A 21000-nucleotide genomic window follows, 5' to 3' on the forward strand; every position below is an offset into this window, starting at 1 on the left:
GCGGCGCGACGACGAGAGGCGTCGGGCCCAGGGCCTGGGCGGCTTGTTCGGCGTTCAGCAGCGGCAGCCGGGCCAGCGGGCAATCCGGCTGCGCCGTCGCCGCCTGCAATAGCTGGCGGTAGTGTTCCAGCCAGCGGGCGGCGGTGTCGGCGCCGATCAGGCCGGCGCGGTATTCCAGCGTGGCGCGCAGGCCGTCGCCGTCCGGCTCCAGCATCAGGCTCAGGTCGAACTTGGCGTCGGCGGGGAACAGCGGCAGCGCTTCCGCCTCCACGCCCTGCCAGTCCAGGCGGCCCAGCGGCGCGTTCTGCAACGCGAACAAGGCGCGGAACGGCGCGTCCTGCGCCTGGGCGCGCGGGCCGGCCAGCTTCACCACTTGATCGAAGGGCGCGTGCTGATGGGCGAAGGCGTCCAGGCAGGCGGCGCGGTTGCGCGCCAGCAATTGGGCGAAGCTGGGCGCGCCGCTCAAATCCTGTCGCAGGATCAGGGTGTTGACGAAGAAGCCCAGGGTTTGTTCGAACTCGGCGCGGTCGCGGTTGGCCACCGGGCTGCCGACGCAGATGTCCTCGCGTCCGCTCAGCCGCTGCAGCAGCGCCTGGAAGCCGGACAGCAGGGCCATGAACAAGGTGGAGTCGGCGGCGCGGGCCTGGACGCGCAGCGCCTCGGTCAGCGCGGCCGGCAGCGTCAGGCTGACGTGGCCGGCGGCTTCGCTCCGGCTTGGGCCGGCGGCGTAATCGCCGGGCAGCTCCATCTCGCCGTCCAGGCCGGCCAGCCGTTCGCGCCAGTAGTTCAAGGCCTCGTCGTCTTGGACGCGGGTTTCGCGTTCCCATTCCGAGAAATCGGCGTATTGCAGCGCCTCGGGCAGGGCCGGCGCGGGCAGGCCGGCGGCCAGCGCCGGATAAAGCGCGCCCAGCTCGCGCACCAGCACGCCCAGCGACCAGCCGTCGCAGGCGATGTGATGGATCACGATGGACAGCACATGGTGTTGCGGGCCGAGGACGAACAGGCGGGCCCGGATCACCGGATCGCGCCGCAAATCGAAGCGCAGGGCGGCTTCCGCGCGCAGCAGCGCCGTCAGGCCGGCCTCGTCGCAGGCGCTGCGCGGCAGTTCGCAGCCGGCTTCCGGGCGGATCAATTGGCAGGGTTCGCCGTCGATCAGATCGTATTGGGTGCGCAGGATCTCGTGGCGCGCCACCAGGGCGCCCAGCGCGGCTTGCAGCGCGTCGGCGTCCAGCGCGCCGCGCAGGCGCAGGGCCAGCGGGATGTGGTAGGCGGTGGAGTCCGGCTCAAGGTCCGTCAGCGTCCATAAGCGGCGCTGGGCGCCGGATTGCGGGAAAACATAGGCGTCGAAAGAGGCGTGGGCGTCGATTGCGTTCATGGTTGGCCTTGCTTGGACTGCTGGAATGAGGTGTCGCCGTCGGCGCCGGGGGTGACGCGCGCGAGTTGGCGGCGCGCCGGCCGCACCGGCGCGGCGGCCGAGGCCTGGCCGCGCAGCGCGTCGGCGGCTTGCGCCAGTTCCGCCGCGCGTGGATGTTCGAACAAGAGGCGCAGCGGCAGCGGCACGCCCAGGCGCTCGCGCAGCCGGTTGGCGGCGCGCACCGCCAGGATGGAGTCGCCGCCCAGCTCGAAGAAGCTCTCGTCGCGGCTGACTTGCGGCAGCTGCAAGAGCTCGGCGAAGGCTTCGGCCACCAGGTATTCGCTGGGCGTGCGCGGCGCTTCGAAGGCGCGCCGGGCCAGCGGCTCCGGCGCCGGCAGCGCGGCGCGGTCCACCTTGCCGTGATGGGTCAGCGGGAAACGCTCCAGCGCCACGATGACGGCGGGCAGCATGTGTTCGGGCAGCTCGGCGGCCAGCGCGGCGCGCAGCGCGGTGGGTTCGGCGTCGCCGACGGCGTAGGCGACCAGCCGCGGCTCGCCGGCGGCGGGGCGGTCCAGCAGCACCAGCGCCTCGCGCACCGCGGGCAGCCGGCACAGCGCGGCCTCGATCTCGCCCAGTTCGATGCGGAAGCCGCGCAGCTTGACCTGATGATCGGCGCGGCCCAGGTATTCGATCTCGCCGTCGGCGCGGCGGCGGGCCAGATCGCCGGAGCGATACAGACGGGAGCCGTCCGTGGCGAAGGGATTGGGCAGGAAACGGGAGGCGGTCAGCGCCGGGCGGTTCCAATAACCGCGGGCGACGCCGGGGCCGCCGACATAGATCTCGCCGGGCACGCCGACGGGCACCGGCTGCAGGAAACGGTCCAGCAGATGGAAGGCCAGATCGGCAATCGGCTGGCCGATCACCTGCCCTTTGCGGGCGTCGAGATCGGCCTGACGGATGGCGCGTTCGGTCACGTGCACGGTGGTTTCGGTGATGCCGTACATATTGACCAGCTCGGGACGCTGATCGCCGCGTTGTTGGAACCAGGGCTCCAGGCTGGCCAGCTCCAGCGCCTCGCCGCCGAAGATCACCAGGCGCAAGTCGGGCAAGGCGTGAGCGGCGGCGGCGGGAATCAACTGACGGAAGGCGGCCGGGGTCTGGTTCAACACCGACACCCGGTGCTGTTGCAGCCAGCCGGCGAAGGCCTCGGGCGAACGCGACACCCAATAAGGCACCACCAGGCAAGTGCCGCCAAACAGCAGCGGTCCCCAGATCTCCCACACCGAGAAATCGAAGGCGTAGGAGTGGAATAGCGACCACACATCATCGGAGCCGAAGGCGAAGCGCTCGGCGGTGGCGGCGATCAATCGGACCACATTGTGATGGCTGACCACGCAACCCTTGGGGGTGCCGGTGGAGCCGGAGGTATAGATGACGTAGGCGGCCTGCTGCGGGTGCAGACGGCGCGGCGGCGGGGTGTCGTCGCCGGAGGAGACGGCGACGTCCAGCCAGCGCAGCGCCAGTCCGGCGGGCAGGGCGTCGGCGGATTCGGCGTCGCCGACGACGACGTGGATGGCGCTGTCGCGGACCAGAAACTCCAGGCGCTCGGCGGGGTAGCCGGGGTCCAGCGGCACATAGGCGGCGCCGGCCTTGAGGATGGCGAGGATGGCGACCAGCAGATCGGGCTGGCGCTGGCAGCAGAGTCCGACGCGCTGCTCGGGCAGCACGCCGAGTTGCAGCAATTGCCGGGCCAGCTGATTGGCGCGGGCGTCCAGTTCGCGGTAGCGCAGCGCGGCGGTGTCGCCCTGGACGGCGATACGCTCGGGGAAGGCCCGGGCGGCGTGCTCGAACCAGGCGCAAAGATCGGGATGCGGCGGCGCGACGACGAGAGGCGTCGGGCCCAGGGCCTGGGCGGTTTGCTCTGCGTTCAGCAGCGGCGCGGCCAGCCAGTCGGCGTCCGGGTCGGCGGCCAGCGCCGTCAGCGCCTGTTGCAGATAGGCGGCCATCTCCTCGATCTGCGGCGCGTCGAATTCCGCCTCGTCCCAAGCCAGCGTCAGCTCCAGGCCCTGGTCGCGCGGGTCGCGGCTGAACTGCACCAGGCAGGGGAAGTCGGTTTCCTCGAACACTTCCACGCCTTCCACCGTCACCTCGGGCAAGCGCAGGGCCTGTCCGTAGACATGGAAGTGGATGTAGTTGAAACCGACCTCGAAGCCGCGCCGCCCCTGGTTCAGCTGCATGACGGCGGCCAGCGGCAGGCGGCGCAAGGGCTGCAGCGCGGTTTCCTCGGCGAAGACGCCGCGCGCCAATTGCGCCCAGCTGCCGGCTTGCAGCGCCACGTTCAGCGGCAGGGTGTTCAGGAACAGGCCCAGCGCGGCGGCGCTGTCTTCGCGCTCGGGGCGGCTGTGGGTGACGTAGCCGGTGCTGGCGGCGGCGGAACCGGTCAGCAGCGCCAGCACGCGCAGATGGGCGGTGAGCAGCACGGTCTTGAGCGGCAGCGCCAGCCGCGCGGCGGCGGCGTCCAGCGCGCCGGACAGTTCGGCCGGCAGCATGCGGCTGAGGCGGCGGACGCTGCGCGCGCCGGCGGCTGGGCGCGCAGGCCTCAGCCGGGGCAGGATGGACGCTTCCGTTCCGGCCAGCCGGCGTTGCCAGGCCGCTTTCAGCGCCGGGTCCTTCTCGGCCTGTTTCTCTTGCTGGATGAACAGCGCGCTCAGCGCGCCGTCCGCGTCGCTGGCGCCGGCGGTCTCGGGCTGGCGCGCCAGCCGCAGCAAGTCGGTGACCAGGGTGGCCACGCTCCAGCCGTCCAGAATCGCGTGATGGAAGCTCAGCGTCAGCCGCGCGCGGCCCGTTTCCAGCCGGAACAGGGCGAGGCGCAGCAACGGTGGGGATTGCGGCTGGAAGGGCCGGGCTTTTTCCGCGGCGACGAAGTCGGCCAGCGCCCGGCTTTGCGCCTCGGGCGCCAGCGCGCGCAAGTCGGCGACGCTCAAGGGGATGTCGCCGTCGCGATGGATCAGTTGCAGCGGTTCCGAGTAGGCGTTCCAGTGGAAGGTGGTGCGCAGCGCGGCGTGGCGTTCCGCCAGGCGGCGAACGGCGGCGCGCCAGGCGGCCTCGTCCCAGGGCAGACGCAGGTCGAAGCTGAAGATGTCGTGGAAGATGGCGCCGTTTTGCGACAGCTCGCTGTGGAACAGCATGCCGGCTTGCAGCCGCGACATCGGCAGCGCTTCGATCACATCGTCGGGCAAGCGCAGCCGGTCGGCGTCGGCTATCTGGGCGAAGGCTTGCCGCGCGGCGGCTTCGTCGTTGCCGGCCGCGTCCGGCGCTTCGCACAGCTGACGGATGGTGGGCAGGCTGAACAGTTTTTGCACGCTCAGGGCCAGTCCCTGGTCGCGGGCGCGGGCGACCACTTGCAGGGAGAGGATGGAATCGCCGCCGAGGGCGAAGAAGTTGTCGTCGATGCCGGGCAGCGGCACGGCGAGGACGTCGGTCCAGATCTGGGCCAGCGCGCGTTCGGCGTCCGAGCGGGCTTCGACGCGCAAGGCGGCGCTGAGCGCTTGCGGCGCGGGCAGCGCGGCGCGGTCCACCTTGCCGTGATGGGTCAGCGGGAAACGCTCCAGCGCCACGATGACGGCGGGCAGCATGTGCTCGGGCAGTTCGGCGGCCAGCGCGGCGCGCAGCGCGGCCGGCTCGGCGTCGCCGACGGCGTAGGCGACCAGGCGCGGTTCGCCGGCGGCGGGACGGTCCAGCAGCACCAGCGCCTCGCGCACCGCGGGCAGCCGGCACAGCGCGGCCTCGATCTCGCCCAGCTCGATGCGGAAGCCGCGCAGCTTGACCTGGTGATCGGCGCGGCCCAGGTATTCGATCTCGCCGTCGGCGCGGCGGCGGGCCAGATCGCCGGAGCGATAGAGGCGGGAACCGTCGGCGGCGAAGGGATTGGGCAGGAAACGGGAGGCGGTCAGCGCCGGACGGTTCCAATAGCCGCGGGCGACGCCAGGGCCGCCGACATAGATCTCGCCGGGCACGCCGACGGGCACCGGCTGCAGGAAGCGGTCCAGCAGATGGAAGGCCAGATCGGGAATCGGCTGGCCGATCACCTGCCCTTTGCGGGCGTCCAGATCGGCCTGACGGATGGCGCGCTCGGTCACATGCACGGTGGTTTCAGTGATGCCGTACATATTGACCAGCTCGGGACGCTGATCGCCGCGTTGTTGGAACCAGGGCTCCAGGCTGGCCAGTTCCAGCGCCTCGCCGCCGAAGATCACCAGGCGCAAGTCGGGCAAGGCGTGAGCGGCGGCGGCGGGAATCAACTGGCGGAAGGCGGCCGGGGTCTGGTTCAACACCGACACCCGGTGTTGTTGCAGCCAGCCGGCGAAGGCTTCGGGCGAACGCGACACCCAATAAGGCACCACCAGGCAAGTGCCGCCGAACAGCAGCGGCCCCCAGATCTCCCAGACCGAGAAATCGAAGGCGTAGGAGTGGAACAGCGACCAGACATCGTCGGGGCCGAAGGCGAAACGCTCCGAGGTGGCGGCGATCAGGCGGACCACATTGTGGTGGCTGACCACGCAGCCCTTGGGCGTGCCGGTGGAGCCGGAGGTATAGATGACGTAGGCGGCCTGCTGCGGATGCAGGCGGCGCGGCGGCGGCGTGTCGTCGCCGGAGGAGACGGCGACGTCCAGCCAGCGCAGCGCCAGTCCGGCGGGCAGGGCATCGGCGGATTCGGCGTCGCCGACGACGACGTGGATGGCGCTGTCGCGGACCAGGAACTCCAGGCGCTCGGCGGGATAGCCGGGGTCCAGCGGCACATAGGCGGCGCCGGCCTTGAGGATGGCGAGGATGGCGACCAGCAGATCCGGCTGGCGTTGGCAGCAGAGGCCGACGCGCTGTTCCGGGCTGACGCCGAGCTGGAGCAATTGGTGGGCCAGTTGGTTGGCGCGGGCGTCCAGTTCGCGGTAGCGCAGCGCGGCGGTGTCGCCCTGGACGGCGACGCGTTCGGGGAAGGCCTGGGCGGCATGCTCGAACCAGCTGCACAGATCGGGATGCGGCGGCGCGACGGAAGCGGGCAAGGCGGCGGCGCGCGGCGGCTTGGCCAGCGTTTGCTCTGGATCGCGCAACAGGCTGTGCAGCAAGGGTTCCACGCCGTCGATGAAGGCGGCGGCGTCCAGCTCGGCGAAGCCGGCCAGATTGTAATCGAGGTCCACTTTCACCGGCTGGCGGGAGTCCGCCTCGCGCACGAAGACCTTCAGCGGATAGTGCTGCGACAAGGCGCGCATCGCGGTCATATTGCTGACGGTGCCGTCGAACATGGCGTCGTAATCGTGCTTCTCAAACGACAGGCTGATTTCGTAGGGCAGCCGGTCCCGGCTGAGGCCTTCGGTTTCGCCTATCGGGAAGCGGTGATGGCGGAAGTCGGCTCTCAGCTCGCGCTGGATCAGGCTGAGCAGCTCGGCGAAGCTCCAGTGCGGCCGCAGCTTCAGACGCAGCGGGCACAGGCTGGCGAACAGGCCGGGGGTGTTCTTGGCCAAGGCGCTGCGGCGGTTGAGGATGGGCAGCGCCAGCAGCAGATCGTCGGCGCCGAATTCCCGCAGCGCGTGGGTGTAGATCAGGCCGATGAAAAAGTGGAAGACGGTGGCCTGGTGCGCGGCGGCCAGTTCGCCGATGCGGCTATAGCTTTCCGCCGATAGCTGGAAACTGCGCTGGCCGCAGGCCAGTTGTCCGCCGGCGTCGGCGAACAGCCGGGTTGAGTAGCCGGCGAGCTTGTCTTGCCAGTATTGCCGGTCTTTCTCGTAATGGCGCGACGCGTAGTAGCCGTCCTCTTCCTCCACCTGCTCGGCCGGCGTCATCGTCGACGCCGGTTCCGGCGACAGGCCTTGGCGCAGGCTGTTGTAGTAGCGGCATTTCTCGCCGTAGAGCCGGGCGATGGCCCAACCGTCGAAGGCGATGTGGTGGAAACGGCCGTACAGGATGAAATCCTCTTCCCCGTGGCGCAGCAAGGTGTAGGCGGCCAGCGGCGTTTGGCCGTCGAAGGGGAAGGCGCGGGCGAAATCGCGCTCGGTCCATTGCTTGGCCGCGCCCTCCGGATCCGCCTCGCCGCGGGTGTCTATCACCGTCAGCGGGCAAGGGTGGCGCGGGCAGAGCACTTGGCGCGGCTGACCGCCGGCTTCGTCTATGGCGATGCGCAACGCCGGCGTGTGTTCCATCAGGGAGACGAGCGCGGTTCGCAGGGTTTCGATATCGAGAGCGCCCTGGATTTTGATGAAACCGCCGATATTGAACAGTTCGGGCGCGGAGAATAACGATTGATGAAAATAGATTTCCAGCTGCCGGCGTGTAAGCGGGAAGGTTTTCATTTGAGTTATTCCAATCTTATTTAGAAAGTATTATGCCGAAATATGCTTTTGTACTGCCTTGTGTGTCGCGTAAATCTACACCGATGTGAATTAAATTAGTGAAGCAATTTAACTGGTAAATAAGTCAGGTTTTTAATACTTGCGGTACATGATAGCGTCATTCTATTAAGATAATGGGATAGCTGATGCAGCGATTCGCATTATTGATTTTCAAATATTCTTGCTGAATACGGTTTAAATGCTGCTTGTTTAACTCGTATTGTTTTTATCTTTACTTTTGCATTTGCGAGGAGTTTTGAAATGAGTTCGAATGATGCGGAAAAACCCTTGGCCGCCAGCCGTCGCGACTTTTTGACCGGGGCCTTGAAATTGACTTCCGCCGGGGCTTTGGCGGGCTGGTTGCCGGCCGAGCGGATCATGGCGGCGAGGCTGACTTGCAGCCAGCCCAACAACTTCCCGGCGGACATTCCCCTATATAAGCAAAGCTTCAAAAACTGGGCCGGCGACATCAAGGTGGACGATGTCTGGACTTGCGCGCCGCGTTCCGCGGACGAAGTGGTGAAGGTGGCCAACTGGGCCAAGGACAACGGCTACAAAGTGCGCGCGCGCGGCATGATGCACAACTGGTCGCCGTTGACGCTGGCCGCCGGCGTCAGCTGCCCGGCGGTGGTCTTGCTGGACACCACGCGCTATCTGACCGCGATGTCCGTCGACGCCTCGGGCCCGGTGGCCAAGGTCACCGCCCAGGCCGGCATCACCATGGAAGCCTTGCTCACCGGAATGGAAAAGGCCGGTCTGGGCGTGACCGCCGCGCCGGCGCCCGGGGATCTGACCCTGGGCGGGGTGCTGGCCATCAACGGCCACGGCACCGCGATTCCGGCCAAGGGCGAACGCCGCCTGGCCGGCGCCAGCTACGGCTCGATCAGCAATCTGGTGCTCAGCCTCACCGCCGTGGTCTACGACAAGGCCAGCGGCGCTTACGCCTTGCGCAAGTTTGCCCGCAACGATCCGCAGATCGCGCCGTTGCTGGCGCACGTGGGCCGCTCGCTGATCGTGGAAGCCACTTTGCAGGCGGCGCCCAACCAGCGCTTGCGCTGTCAGAGCTGGTTCAATATTCCCTACGGCGAAATGTTCGCCGCGGCGGGCAGCGGCGGGCGCACCTTCGCCAGCTATCTGGACAGCGCCGGCCGGGTGGAAGCGATCTGGTTCCCCTTCACCAGCAACCCCTGGCTCAAGGTGTGGACGGTGACGCCGAACAAGCCGCTGTTCTCCCGTCAGACCGACAAGCCGTTCAACTACCCCTTCTCGGATAATCTGCCCGACGAAGTGACCGATCTGGCCAACAAGATTCTGTCGCTGGGCGACGGCAAGCTGACGCCGGCCTTCGGCAAGGCGCAGTTCGCCGCGGCCAGCGCCGGCCTGGTGGCGACGGCCAGCTGGGACCTGTGGGGCTGGTCCAAAAACCTGCTGCTCTACGTCAAGCCCACCACCTTGCGCGTCACCGCCAACGGCTACGCGGTGCTGACCCGCCGCGAAAACGTGCAGCGCGTGCTCAACGAGTTCGTCACCTTCTATCAGGCGCGGGTGCAGGCCTATCAGCAACAGGGCCGCTATCCGATGAACGGGCCGGTGGAAATCCGCGTGACCGGGCTGGACGATCCTAGCGAGACGGCCTTGAACGGCAGCGTAGCGCCGGCCTTGTCCGCCATCCGCCCGCGGCCGGACCATCCGGAATGGAACGCCGCGGTGTGGCTGGACATCCTGACGCTGCCGGGCACGCCTTACGCCAACCAGTTCTATCGCGAGATAGAGCAGTGGATCGAGGCCAATTTCAACGGCTCCTACGCGGCGGTGCGTCCGGAATGGTCCAAGGGCTGGGGCTATACCGACCAGGCGGCGTGGGCGGATTCCGCCATGCTGCAAACGACCATTCCCAACGCCTTCCGCGCCGGCCAGCCGGCGGCGGCCAATTGGGACGCGGCCAAGGCGGCGCTGGCGACGTATGACCCCTACCGCCTGTTCTCCTCGCCCTTGCTGGACAGCCTGGGCCTCTAACGGCTTTCCGACGCTGGAGCCTGTTGAAGACGGCGCGCCCTCCGATGACGGCGCGCCGTTTTTTGCCGCGCGCTCGCCTCCGCCGGGCCGCGGGCGCTACACTGCAAGCATCGCCGCCGCGCCGGATTCGCGCCCTTAGCCCAGCCATGTCCACCTGCTACGCCCAAGTCGATTGCAATTCCTTCTACGCTTCCTGCGAGCGGGTGTTCAACCCGCGCCTGGCCGGCGCGCCCATTGTCGTGTTGTCCAACAACGACGGCTGCATCGTGTCGCGCTCGGCCGAGGCCAAGGCGCTGGGCGTGCCGATGGGCGCGCCTTACTTCCTGCACAAGGCGCGGCTGGAGCAGCTGGGCGTGGCGGTGTTCTCGTCCAATTACACGCTGTACGGCGATTTGTCCGGCCGCGCGATGCGGCTATTGGCCGGCTTCGCGCGCGCGCAGGAGGTGTATTCGATAGACGAATGCTTTCTGGACATCGGCGGCGAACCGGAACCGGAGCGGCTGGCGCAGCGGATGCGCGACGCCATGTCGCGCGGCCTGGGCCTGCCGGTATGCGTCGGCATCGGCCCCAGCAAGACCTTGGCCAAGCTGGCCAACCACCTGGCCAAGCTGGACCCGTCCCGCGACGGGGTGATGAATCTGCAAGCGCTGGACGCGGCGGAGCGGCGAACGCTGCTGGCCGAGGTGGCGGTGGAGGAGATCTGGGGCGTGGGCCGCAAGCTGTCGGCCAAGCTGCGTCTGGAGCGCATCGGCCACGCCGCGGCGCTGGCGGCGGCGGACCGGGATTGGCTGATCCGCCGTTTCGGCGTCACCGTGGCGCGCATCGCCGACGAACTGGACGGCCTGTCCTGCCTGAGTCTGGAGGAGGCGCTGCCGCCGCGGCAATCCTTGATGTCCACGCGCTCTTTCGGCCACAAGGTGACGCGTTTGGAAGAGGCGCGCGAGGCGGTGGCGATGCACGCGGCGCAGGTGGCGGAGCGCTTGCGCCGCCAGGGCTCGCTGGCTTCCTTTCTGCAGGTGAGTTTGCAGCGCGGCGTGTATCAGCAAGGCACGGTGCAGCGGGACAGCGAGGTGGTGCCCTTGTTGCCGGCCAGCGCGGACAGCCGGGTGCTGGCGGCCGCGGCCGGGCGGGCGGTGGAGCGTTTGTGGCGGCCCGGCGCCGGCTATCAGAAATGCGGGGTGATGGCCTGGCAGCTGGTGGACGCGGAACGGGCGCAGCCGGATTTGTTCGCGGAGGGACCGGATCCGGAAAAGGCGCGGCGCCTGATGGCGGCGCTGGACGCGATCAACCATCGCATGGGCCGCGGCACGGTCAAGCTGTTGGCGGAAGGGCTGGAGCAGCCGTGGAAGATGAAGCAGGACATGTTGTCGCCGGCCTACACCACGCGCTGGGAGGACATCCCGGTGGCGAAGGCGAAGTAGGCGCGGCCGGATGCGGCGGAAAGCGGATGGGGCCACGGCTCTTGGAGTAAAATGCCGCTCTTGATTTGCAACCTGCGGGGCCAGGGCGGCGGCTATAGTGCAATCAAGCCGCCGCGCGCCGCACTTGAAAGCCAGACATTGAACCCTCTGTTTGCCCAGCCTTGCGCCATCGTCGACTTGGAAACCACCGGCGGCCACATCAGCCGCGACCGCATTACCGAGGTGGGCGTCATCCTGATCGACGGCGACCGGGTGGAGCGCTTCAGCTCTCTGATCAACCCCGGCCAGCCCATCCCTCCCTTCATCGAGAACATGACCGGCATCTCCGACGCCATGGTGGCGGCGGCGCCGAGCTTCGCCGATCTGGCCGAGCGCTTGCTGACCATGCTGTCCGGCCGCCTGTTCCTGGCGCACAACGCGCGCTTCGATTACGGCTTCCTGAAAAACGAATTCCGCCGCGCCGGACTGCGCTTTCAGAGCCAGTCGCTGTGCACGGTCAAGCTGTCGCGCCGGCTCTACCCGCAGTTTTTCAAGCACAGCCTGGACAGCCTGATAGAGCGTTACGACATCCGCCTGCCGGAGCGGCACCGGGCCTTGGCGGACGCGGAAGCGGTGCATCGCTTCCTAGGCATCGCCAGCCAGGAACTGGGCGAAGCGGCCGTGGGCGCGGCGATGGCGGCGGTATTGGCCGCGCCGCCGGAACTGGCCGGCCTGCCGGCGGCGCTGCAAGAGCAACTGGAGCTGCTGCCGGACGTGCCGGGGGTGTACGCGCTGTACGGGGAGGAGGGCAAACCCTTGTACGTGGGCAAGGGCGGCAATCTGCGCACGCGGGTGCTGGCGCATTTCGCCGCGGTCAAGGGCGGCGGCAAGAGCCGCGAGGTGCATATCGGCGAGCCCATCGGCCGGGTGGAGTGGCAGGAGACCCTGGGCGAGTTCGGCGCGCACTTGCTGGAACTGCGCTTGATTCACGCCTTGAAGCCGCAGCATAACCACCGCGGCAAGCTGAGCCCGGAGCTGTGCTCCATCCAGCTGGAGACGGAGGACGGCTTCACCCGCCCCAAGGTGGTGTACGCGCGCGAGCTGGATTTCAGCCGCACCGCGGATTTGTACGGCCTGTTCCGCCATGCGCGCGAGGCGCGCAAGATCCTGGCGGAAATCGCGCTGGGCAACGCGCTGTGCCAGTCGGTATTGGGCGTGGAGGCGGTGACCAGCCGCAAGGGCGCGCCGTGCGCGGCTTTGAAGCTGGGCCGCTGCCGCGGCGCCTGCATCGGCCGCGAGCCGGCGGAGGTGCACAATATCCGGCTGCTGGGCGCCTTGGCCAAGTTGAAGGTGAAAGCCTGGCCGTTCGCCGGCGCCATCGCGGTGGTGGAAACCGACGAAGTGACCGGCGAGCGCGCCGAGCATGTGTTCGACCGCTGGTGCTATCTGGGCTCGCGCCAGGGCGACGGCGGCCCGCTGGAGGGCGCGCCGTCCTTCGATCTGGACAGTTACAAGCTGCTGGAAGGCTGGCTGCGCAAGCCGGCGGAGGGCACGGCGCTGCGCGAGCTGTGAATGGATGCGCTGTTGCATTCATGCCCGTCTCGGGCTTGGATAATCATGCGGGCACAGCTCAAACCGTGCCGGGCCGCCGCCGGAACCTTAAGGCGATGCGCGGAGGCGGGCGTTTCCCTTTTTCATTACACCGCCTCTGTCCGTCCTTTGCATGTCATGCTTATAAAATGCTTGATGCCGCCGCTGGGCAAGCGTGGTCAAAGGCGGGGCGGACATGAGATGCCTTGTTTTGTCCGTTCATGAAACCCCTGCTCAGCCGTTGCATAGGCAACTGGCTTGTTGGCGTAAGCGGTATGAGCGCCTGGGTCTCGGGAGAGATTCATTGTGCCCGCCCTTGCGAAAACCCAGGGCCAGCATTCCCCTTCAGAAAGTCAAAAGCATCTTGGCCGCCTTATTTGAAATGTATCGATGTGAATAAGTGCTGTATGGCATAACTTGCCCAGGAATTCGCTGAACGCCATCGCCATGGATGGATGCTTGCGAAGCGAACTTTCTTGGAAGCTACGAAAATCAATAGCTATTGACGATATTTTTAAAGGCTTGATTTTAAATAGCGCGTGAAGTAAATCCGTTTGTGAGCTTAGCCATGAACGGAGGTGGAATTGTCAAACCGCACTCTCGGATATCTGATGTTGACGTTGGCGATGATGACTGTTGGTTCTACCGTGATCGCCTCAAAATTCATCGCGGGCAGCATGCCCCCTTTTTTTGCGACGGCGCTGCGGTTTGCTCTCGCACTGCCTGTGTTGATTCCCTTGCTTCTCCTGCAGAGGGAGAGGTGGCCAAAACTGACGCGCAGCGACGGGTTTTTGCTTCTGCTCCAGGCGGGGGCGGGGAGCGTCGGTTACACGACCTTGTTGATTTCCGGCCTGTCCTATCTTCCTGCCGCCGATGCGGGCGTAATCATTGGAACGCTCCCTGCAGTCTCCGCGCTTTTTTCTGTCATGGTTTTGGGGGAGCGGCCAAGCGCGCGGCTGCTCATTGCGGTAGGGCTCGCCACCATTGGCGTGATGGCGGTGGCGTGGAAAGGCTCCGGGCCGCTGTCTCTCATCGGCATGGCCTGCATCTTGGGGGCCGTCGTCTGCGAAAGCGCTTTCATTCTGCTCAACAAGCGCATGCGAGTGCCTTTGCGGCCATTGTTGCAGACCACGGCGATGACAATTCTGGGTCTGTTGGTGTCCTTGCCCGTTGCCTTCCTCGAGCTGCCGTTTGCCATGCCGGGTTCCGAGGCGATTGCGGCGGTGATCTGGTATGCGCTGGTGCCGACCGTTGGCGGTTTTCTGTTGTGGTATGGCGGGGCCGCGCGGGTAAGCGGAAGCGAGGCCGCCACATTCACCGCCGTTGCGCCCTTGACTGCGGTGCTGCTTGCCGCGCTGGTTCTGGGCGAGCAAATTGAAATGAGCCAAGCCGTTGGCGTCGCGGCGGTGATGCTCGCCATTCTGGTGCTGACGATTCCGGCGCGTTTGAAGACGGTGCCGCAAGTGTGAGAGGCATTCGTTCATTCCGTGATGGCAAACCCAGGCATGAGGACAGAGGGGGCTAGGAAAGATGTACTTTCATCATTCTGACGAAGTGTGGGGGCGATTCCCGGAACTGAGAGCCCTGGTTCTGGTTCTGCGACAGGCTGGAAACGCCGGACTGAATGCGGGAGCGCTTGACTCCACTTATGCGGAGGTTGCCGCTCTGCAGGCGGAGAGGGCCGAGAGCGAGGTCCCGTCGCTGCAGGCATGGCGCCAAACCTATGCTGAGATGGGTTTGAAGCCCACGCAGTATCGCTGCGCGGCAGAGGCGCTGCTGCGCCGTTTCCGGAAGGAGGGATGCCTACCTCATGTCTTGCCGCTGATCGACGCGCTTAACGCGGAGTCCATGCATGCGGCCATTCCGATTGCGGCATTCGATTGCGCATGCCTTAGAGGAGGCGTGGTGGTCAGACCGGCGAACGGCCTGGAGGCGTATCAGGCATTTTCCGGCGAGATTGAGCGGCCGGCCGTGGGTGAAATCATTTTTGCCGATGAGGATCATCAGGCGCATTCCCGCCGCTGGGTTTTCCGGCAAGGCGCTCAGTCGGTGATTTCCCCGACCACGGACACCGTGCTGATGGTGGCCGAGGCGCTGCACCCGCAGGCATGGGAAGACTTGCAGGCCTTGCGTGATCGGATTGGCATCCGGATGGGTGAAATGGGCGTGGCGATTGCCGAGGAAGACATGTTGTCGCCCTCAAACCGGCGTTTCGAGTTTTCCTTGTGAAGAATGGAAGAGCTGTCCGTCCCGTCAGCCGCACCCAATAAAGATAAAAGCCCCGCTTGGCTTGGCAAGGGGGCTTGCAGACGCACGGAGCGTCGCCATTGAAACGGGCGCTCCTGTTTGCAGGATGGCGGGCGGCTGAAGCTTGGAAACCTTGATCCCGCCATGCCTGCTTGAGGGCCTGATGAAGCAGGGCATGAGTGAAATCATGCTTTACGAGGTCAGAGCCAGTTCTTCAGCAGCAAGGCCGCCAGCAGGATGGCGATCAGTGCCAGCAGCCAGTTCTGGCGCTTCTGTTCCCGCATCAGCTGGATGTAGCCGCTGATCAGCAGCTCGCTGTTGGCGGAGGACAGCGCGTCATTCAGCTTGCGCGGCAGCGTGGGCAGGGTGGTGGCCCATTGCGGCGCTTCGTGCTTCAGCGTGCGCAGCAGGCCGCGCCAGCCTATCTGTTCGTTCATCCACTTGGTCAGGAAGGGCTTGGCGGTGTCCCACAGATCCAGATTGGGATCCAGCTGGCGGCCCAGGCCTTCGATATTGAGCAGGGTCTTTTGCAGCAGCACCAGTTGCGGCTGGATTTCCACATTGAAGCGGCGGCTGGTTTCGAACAGGCGCAGCAGCACCATGCCGAAGGAGATTTCCGACAGCGGCTTCTCGAAGATGGGTTCGCACACGGTGCGCACCGCCGCTTCCAGCTCCTCGGCGCGGGTGTCTTTCGGCACCCAGCCGGATTCGATGTGGGCGGTGGCCACGCGGTGGTAGTCGCGGTTGAAGAAGGCGAGGAAGTTGACCGCCAGATAGTGCTTGTCGGTGTCGGTCAGGGTGCCGACGATGCCGAAGTCCAGCGCGATGTAGCGGCCGTCGGCGGCGACGAAGATATTGCCCGGGTGCATGTCGGCGTGGAAGAAGCCGTGGCGGAACACCTGGGTGAAGAAGATTTCCACGCCGAAGCGGCTGAGCTTGGTGAGGTCCACGCCGGCTTCGCGCAGCCGGTCCACCTGGCCCACCGGGATGCCGTGCATCCATTCCAGCGTCAGCACGTCGCGGCTGGTGTAGTCGTAGAACACCTCGGGCACGATCAGCATGTCCGAGTTCTTGAAGTTGCGGCGCAGCTGCGAGGCGTTGGCGGCCTCGTGCATCATGTCCAGTTCGTCGTGCAGGTATTTGTCGAACTCGGCCACCACTTCGCGCGGCTTCAGCCGCTTGCCGTCGGTGAACAGCTTCTCCACCCAGCCGGCCAGCGTGCCCATCAGCGCCAGGTCTTGCTCGATCACCGGCTGGATGCCGGGGCGCAGCACCTTGACCGCCACTTCGCGGCCGCGGCCGCCGTCGGGCTGGCGCAGCCAGGCCTTGTGCACCTGGGCTACGGAGGCGCTGGCCACCGGGGTGTTGTCGAAATCGACGTAGAGTTCGTCCACCTTGCGGCCCAGGCTGCGTTCTATCATCTCGCGCGCCTGCAGGCCGTCGTAGGGCGGCACCCGGTCTTGCAGCCGGGCCAGTTCGTCGGCGTAGTCCGGCGGCAGCAGATCGCGGCGGGTGGACAGCACCTGGCCGAATTTGACGAAGATGGGTCCCAGGCTTTCCAGCGCCAGCCGTACCCGCTGCGGCAGCGGCGCGCTGGTGTCGCGGCGCAGCGGCAGCAGGCCGAACAGCTTGTGGACGAAGCCGAGCTTGGAATGGCCTTCCAGGAAGTCGTCCAGGCCGAAGCGGTAGAAGGTGGAAACGATCTTGATGAAGCGCGAAGTCCGCATGTGCCGTCAGGCCTTTGTCTGTTCTTGTTGCAGCGCGGCCTGCAGCCGCGCCAGGCGTTTTTCCAGGCGGCCGGCGTCGTCGCGCAAGGTGTCCACCGCGGCGACGAAGCCTTGCACCTGGCGGCGGCCGGCCAGCACCGGCGTTTCCTCGCGCAGATGCTCCACCCAGTTGGCGGCCAGCCGCCAGGCCACCTGGCCCTTGAAGCCGAGCAGGCCGCGGGCCAGGGTTTCCGCGCGCTGGGCGGCGGCGTCGCCCACCAGCCGGGACAGGTCCTCGGCGGCGTTCCATTGCAGGCGGCCCAGCAGGCGGCCGACGGCGGCGGCCAGTTCGGCGTCGCCTTCCAGCTGGATGTCGCTCAGCGCCGGGTCGCGCCCGGCCGCCGCCGCCAGCGCGACGGCGTGTTTGAGGCGCACCGTGGCTTCCGGCTCGCCCTCGCAGGCGGCCAGCCAGCCGTCGTCGGTGAACACGCCGGCCACGTGGAAGGGCGGCAGCGCCACGGCGACGCGCCGGCCGGCGTGCGCGGCCAGTTCCGCCCGCACCGCCGGGTGTTGGTTCAACAGATGGTTGAATGCCGCGATCTGGATGCCCATGCGCTGTCTCCGCCGTGATTGGAAGGTGAAGGGGTCTAGTCTGATCAAGGCCGCATTGCCGGAGCGCCGCGGATCGTAATCAGGCTCTTAGAAGCTGTTCAAAGTCTTGCGAGCCAGAGCGAGACAAGGCGAAAACGAGCGAAAAAGCGGAATGTACGCGTGGCACATGAGCATTTTGAGCTTGGTTTCAACGCCGTATCGCTGACACGCAGCGGACTTTGAGCAGGGTCTTAGAACTTGTAGCCCTTGTGCAGGGCCACCACGCCGCCGCTCATATTGTGGTAATCCACCTTGCCGAAGCCGGCGTCCAGCATCATCTGCTTCAGCGTTTCCTGATCGGGATGCATGCGGATGGATTCGGCCAGGTACTGGTAGCTGTCGGGGTCGTTAGCCACCAACTTGCCCATCACCGGCAGCGCCTTGAAGGAGTAGAAATCGTAGAACGGCGACAGCGGTTTCCAGACTTTGGAGAACTCCAGCACCATCAGCTTGCCGCCCGGCTTCAGCACCCGGCACATTTCCTTCAGCGCCGCGTCCTTGTGGGTCATATTGCGCAGGCCGAAAGCCACCGACACCGCGTCGAAGTAATTGTCGGGGAAGGGCAGCTTCTCGGCGTCGGCCAAGGACACCGGCAGCACAAGGCCGTCGTCCAGCAGCCGGTCGCGGCCCACGGTCAGCATGGAGCTGTTGATGTCGGTCAGCCACACTTCGCCGCTCTTGCCCACGCGCTTGGCCCAGCCGCGCGACAGGTCGCCGGTGCCGCCGGCGATGTCCAGCACCTTGTCGCCGGCCTTGACGCCGGAAGTGGTCAGGGTGAAGTGTTTCCACACCCGGTGCAGCCCGCCGGACATCAGGTCGTTCATCACATCGTATTTCTTGGCCACCGAGTGGAACACATCGGCCACCTTGGCGGCTTTTTCGCTTTCGGCAACGGTCTTGAAGCCGAAGTGGGTCGTCTTGTCCATGGTCACTCCCTGCTCGCGCCTGCGGCGGCGAGGCGATTGAGATAATCCTGCCAGTACTGGTCGCGCTTGGCGCCCAGCTCGTATAGATAGCTCCAGCTGTACAGTCCGCTGTCGTGGCCGTCGTCGAAGGTGATCTTCAGCGCGTAATGGCCCACCGGCTCCAGCGCGGTGACGGCGACATGGCGCTTGCCCACTTGCAGCACTTCCTGGCCGGCGCCGTGGCCGCGCACTTCCGCCGAGGGCGAGTAGACGCGCAGGTATTCGCAGGGCAGCTCGAAGCGGGCGCCGTCGTCGAAGCTGATTTCCAGCACGCGCGACACCGCGTGCAGCTGGATTTCCTGCGGCGCGGGCGCGTCGGGAGAGAGTCCGGACATGGTCTGATCCTCAAAGGCGGCCGATTAAGCCGCGCATCAGTCTTTGCGTTCCAGCAGCATGGCGTCGCCGTAGCTGAAGAAACGGTATTCCTGCTCCACCGCGTGCTGGTAGGCGGCGCGGATTTCCTCGTAGCCGGCGAAGGCGGACACCAACATCAGCAGCGTGGACTTGGGCAGGTGGAAATTGGTCAGCAGGCGGTCCACCACCCGGAAGCGGTAGCCCGGGGTGATGAAGATGTCAGTTTCGCCGCAGCCGGCGGCCAGTTCGCCGCCGCGCGCGGCGGATTCCAGCGCGCGCATGCTGGTGGTGCCCACCGACAGCACTTTGCGGCCGGCGGCGTGGGCTTCTGCGATCAGCGCGCGGGTGGTTTCCGGCACTTCGTAGATTTCGCTGTGCATCTTGTGCTCGGCGATATTGTCCACCCGCACCGGCTGGAAGGTGCCGGCGCCGACGTGCAGGGTGACGTAGGCCAGTTGCACGCCCTTGGCGCGCAGCTGTTCCAGCATGTCTTCGGTGAAGTGCAGGCCGGCGGTGGGCGCGGCCACCGCGCCGCGCTCGCGGGCGTAGACGGTCTGGTAGCGCTCGTCATCCTCGTGGCCGGCGCCGCGTTCTATATAAGGCGGCAGCGGCAGCTTGCCGGAAGCTTCCAGGATGTCGAAGAGATTGTCCTCGGCCAGGAAGCGCAGCTTGAACAGTTCGCCGTGGCGCTCTACCATTTCCGCCTCCCAGCGATCCGCGAAGATCAGCCGGGTGCCGGGTTTGGGCGATTTGGACGCGCGGACGTGGGCCAGCGCGGTATGTGCGTCCAGCACGCGTTCTATCAGCGCCTCGATCTTGCCGCCGCTGGTTTTTTCGCCGAACAGCCGGGCCTTGATCACGCGGGTGTCGTTGAACACCATCACGTCGCCGGGGCTGACCTGATCGATGAAGTCGGTGAAGCGCAGATTGGCGCGGTCATGGCCGGCCACGCGCAGCAGGCGGCTGGCGCCGCGCTCTGCCGGAGGGTGCTGGGCGATCAGGTGCTCGGGCAGGTGGTAGTCGAAGTCGGAAAGCTGCATAAGGCGTAAAAGATTCAGAATCGGCAAATTATACCCGCGCCGCCGCCGGCCGGCATCAGCTTAGTGAGCGAAGTGGCGGGATTTGCGCTGAATCAACATCGATTTTCGGCCAGGCGGTAAAAACTTCCCAGGCGGAAAAACGCCCGTGGATACTAGTGCTTTGACTCGAAGATCCGCCGTGTTCGCCATCCAAACAACTGTTTGAAATGATGCAAAAGCTAGACATCTTGCAGCGAATTGCGGCAAACTCGCGCCCAAGATGATAAACAGGAGCAGGCTTTGACCGGAAAAATCCTCGTGTTGCATGGCCCCAACCTCAATCTGCTGGGACAGCGGGAGCCGCAGCACTACGGCCGGGAAACGCTTGACGATATCAACCAGCGGCTGGAACAGCAGGCTAGCGCCGCGGGGTTTGAATTGTCGGCATTGCAGAGCAATGCGGAACATGTGTTGATTGATCGCGTGCAGCAGTGCCTGCATGACGGTACTGCCTTCATTCTGGTCAATCCGGCCGCTTTCACCCATACCAGCGTCGCCTTGCGCGACGCGCTGGCGGCGGTGCAAGTGCCGTTTATCGAAGTCCACCTTTCCAACGTTCATGCCCGCGAACCGTTCCGCAAGCATTCCTATTTCTCCGACCTCGCGGTCGGCGTGATCTGCGGACTCGGCGCCCACGGCTATGAACTGGCGCTTGCGCACGCCATCCGGCATCTTGCCGCGCAGGCCTAACTCACTCTACCGAATATCCCACTCGAAGGATTATCAATGGATCTCCGTAAACTCAAGAAGCTGATCGATCTCGTCGAGGAATCCGGCATCGCCGAACTCGAAGTGACCGAGGGGGAAGAAAAAGTCCGCATTACCCGCGTATCCGCCGCGCCGCAGATGGCCTACGCTCAGCCGATGACCGCGCTGCAAGTGCCCAACGCCCAAGCCGCCGCCGTGGCCGCGCCGGCAGCCGAAGCCGCCGCGCCGGCCAACAACGACAAGAATGCGATGAAGTCGCCGATGGTGGGCACCTTCTATCGCTCGCCGAGCCCGGGCGCCAAGAGCTTCATCGAAGTGGGTCAGAGCGTCAACGCCGGCGACACCCTGTGCATCATCGAAGCGATGAAGCTGATGAACGAGATCGAAGCCGACCGCTCCGGCGTGGTCAAGGCCGTTCTGGTCGAAGACGGCCAGCCGGTGGAATTCGGCGAGCCGTTGTTCATCATCGAGTAAGCCAGACGACAGGCAGACGGCAAGGGGGCACGGCGCAGCGTCTGTGCCCTTGTCGTTTGCCACGACAGCATTG

At 66.0% G+C, this 21000-nt stretch carries 14 protein-coding genes (1 of these 14 only partly in view); 7 read left to right on the top strand and 7 right to left on the bottom strand.

The genetic code is table 11. From position 1 onward, the window contains the following. Together hmlB and hmlA are read right to left on the bottom strand one after the other, a co-directional pair. On the bottom strand, positions 1-1375 hold the beginning of the coding sequence (gene hmlB, locus AB1Z25_RS02550; RefSeq protein ID WP_486636513.1) for a jagaricin-like haemolysin non-ribosomal peptide synthetase HmlB. It extends 7634 nt beyond the left edge of the window; only the first 1375 of its 9009 coding nucleotides appear in the window; the start codon lies at positions 1373-1375; the stop codon falls past the left edge of the window. Continuing rightward, entirely contained in the window at positions 1372-7698 is a 6327-nt protein-coding gene (hmlA, locus tag AB1Z25_RS02555; RefSeq protein ID WP_486636514.1) for a jagaricin-like haemolysin non-ribosomal peptide synthetase HmlA, read from the bottom strand. The genes hmlB and hmlA overlap by 4 nt, the downstream gene beginning before the upstream one ends. A gap of 300 nt (positions 7699-7998) precedes the next feature. On the opposite strand from hmlA, the gene AB1Z25_RS02560 reads away from it, so the two are divergent. The 5 genes from AB1Z25_RS02560 to AB1Z25_RS02580 all read left to right on the top strand — a co-directional run bounded on the left by AB1Z25_RS02560 (position 7999) and on the right by AB1Z25_RS02580 (position 14972). After that, a complete protein-coding gene (locus tag AB1Z25_RS02560) occupies positions 7999-9753 on the top strand; it encodes a cholesterol oxidase substrate-binding domain-containing protein (protein WP_227106810.1) in 1755 nt (584 codons plus the stop codon). A gap of 146 nt (positions 9754-9899) precedes the next feature. Next, a complete protein-coding gene (locus AB1Z25_RS02565) occupies positions 9900-11174 on the top strand; it encodes a Y-family DNA polymerase (RefSeq protein WP_486636515.1) in 1275 nt (424 codons plus the stop codon). 51 nt (positions 11175-11225) lie between these two features. Beyond that, entirely contained in the window at positions 11226-12725 is a 1500-nt protein-coding gene (locus AB1Z25_RS02570; protein WP_107798085.1) for an exonuclease domain-containing protein, read from the top strand. Positions 12726-13354: 629 nt separating this feature from the next. Then, positions 13355-14212, top strand: coding sequence for a DMT family transporter (locus AB1Z25_RS02575; protein ID WP_486636516.1), 858 nt, complete (start codon positions 13355-13357; stop codon positions 14210-14212). 61 nt (positions 14213-14273) lie between these two features. Continuing rightward, positions 14274-14972, top strand: coding sequence for a B3/B4 domain-containing protein (locus tag AB1Z25_RS02580; RefSeq protein ID WP_486636517.1), 699 nt, complete (start codon positions 14274-14276; stop codon positions 14970-14972). Positions 14973-15190: 218 nt separating this feature from the next. Here the strand turns inward: AB1Z25_RS02580 and ubiB are convergent, their stop codons facing one another. The 5 genes from ubiB to queA form a co-directional block, all read right to left on the bottom strand. Then, on the bottom strand, positions 15191-16717 hold the full coding sequence (gene ubiB / locus AB1Z25_RS02585; protein ID WP_486636518.1) for a ubiquinone biosynthesis regulatory protein kinase UbiB: 1527 nt from the start codon (positions 16715-16717) through the stop codon (positions 15191-15193). Positions 16718-16723: 6 nt separating this feature from the next. Further along, positions 16724-17308: a ubiquinone biosynthesis accessory factor UbiJ gene (locus AB1Z25_RS02590; RefSeq protein WP_227106829.1), complete on the bottom strand. Its 585-nt coding sequence runs from the start codon at positions 17306-17308 to the stop codon at positions 16724-16726. A gap of 230 nt (positions 17309-17538) precedes the next feature. Beyond that, entirely contained in the window at positions 17539-18273 is a 735-nt protein-coding gene (ubiE, locus tag AB1Z25_RS02595; protein ID WP_048409245.1) for a bifunctional demethylmenaquinone methyltransferase/2-methoxy-6-polyprenyl-1,4-benzoquinol methylase UbiE, read from the bottom strand. Positions 18274-18275: 2 nt separating this feature from the next. After that, positions 18276-18647 (bottom strand): gamma-butyrobetaine hydroxylase family protein, encoded by a 372-nt coding sequence (locus AB1Z25_RS02600; RefSeq protein ID WP_107798089.1) that lies wholly within the window; start codon positions 18645-18647, stop codon positions 18276-18278. A gap of 36 nt (positions 18648-18683) precedes the next feature. Then, on the bottom strand, positions 18684-19706 hold the full coding sequence (queA, locus tag AB1Z25_RS02605; RefSeq protein ID WP_486636519.1) for a tRNA preQ1(34) S-adenosylmethionine ribosyltransferase-isomerase QueA: 1023 nt from the start codon (positions 19704-19706) through the stop codon (positions 18684-18686). Positions 19707-19985: 279 nt separating this feature from the next. Between queA and aroQ the strand changes: the two genes are divergently transcribed. Continuing rightward, positions 19986-20435 carry a type II 3-dehydroquinate dehydratase gene (aroQ, locus tag AB1Z25_RS02610; RefSeq protein ID WP_107801626.1) on the top strand — a complete coding sequence of 150 codons (450 nt, stop codon included), beginning with the start codon at positions 19986-19988 and terminating at the stop codon, positions 20433-20435. Between the two features lie 36 nt (positions 20436-20471). Continuing rightward, on the top strand, positions 20472-20927 hold the full coding sequence (gene accB / locus AB1Z25_RS02615) for an acetyl-CoA carboxylase biotin carboxyl carrier protein (protein WP_107798091.1): 456 nt from the start codon (positions 20472-20474) through the stop codon (positions 20925-20927). Positions 20928-21000: the final 73 nt, after the last annotated feature.

Source organism: Chromobacterium sp. HL1 (genome assembly GCF_057418835.1).

Excerpts from the sequence above, each read along its gene's own strand:
- hmlA (WP_486636514.1), bottom strand. The coding sequence starts at position 7,698 with ATGAAAACCTTCCCGCTTACACGCCGGCAGCTGGAAATCTATTTTCAT.
- AB1Z25_RS02560 (WP_227106810.1), top strand. The coding sequence starts at position 7,999 with ATGAGTTCGAATGATGCGGAAAAACCCTTGGCCGCCAGCCGTCGCGAC.
- AB1Z25_RS02565 (WP_486636515.1), top strand. The coding sequence starts at position 9,900 with ATGTCCACCTGCTACGCCCAAGTCGATTGCAATTCCTTCTACGCTTCC.
- AB1Z25_RS02570 (WP_107798085.1), top strand. The coding sequence starts at position 11,226 with ATGCCGCTCTTGATTTGCAACCTGCGGGGCCAGGGCGGCGGCTATAGT.
- AB1Z25_RS02575 (WP_486636516.1), top strand. The coding sequence starts at position 13,355 with ATGTTGACGTTGGCGATGATGACTGTTGGTTCTACCGTGATCGCCTCA.
- AB1Z25_RS02580 (WP_486636517.1), top strand. The coding sequence starts at position 14,274 with ATGTACTTTCATCATTCTGACGAAGTGTGGGGGCGATTCCCGGAACTG.
- ubiB (WP_486636518.1), bottom strand. The coding sequence starts at position 16,717 with ATGCGGACTTCGCGCTTCATCAAGATCGTTTCCACCTTCTACCGCTTC.
- AB1Z25_RS02590 (WP_227106829.1), bottom strand. The coding sequence starts at position 17,308 with ATGGGCATCCAGATCGCGGCATTCAACCATCTGTTGAACCAACACCCG.
- ubiE (WP_048409245.1), bottom strand. The coding sequence starts at position 18,273 with ATGGACAAGACGACCCACTTCGGCTTCAAGACCGTTGCCGAAAGCGAA.
- AB1Z25_RS02600 (WP_107798089.1), bottom strand. The coding sequence starts at position 18,647 with ATGTCCGGACTCTCTCCCGACGCGCCCGCGCCGCAGGAAATCCAGCTG.
- queA (WP_486636519.1), bottom strand. The coding sequence starts at position 19,706 with ATGCAGCTTTCCGACTTCGACTACCACCTGCCCGAGCACCTGATCGCC.
- accB (WP_107798091.1), top strand. The coding sequence starts at position 20,472 with ATGGATCTCCGTAAACTCAAGAAGCTGATCGATCTCGTCGAGGAATCC.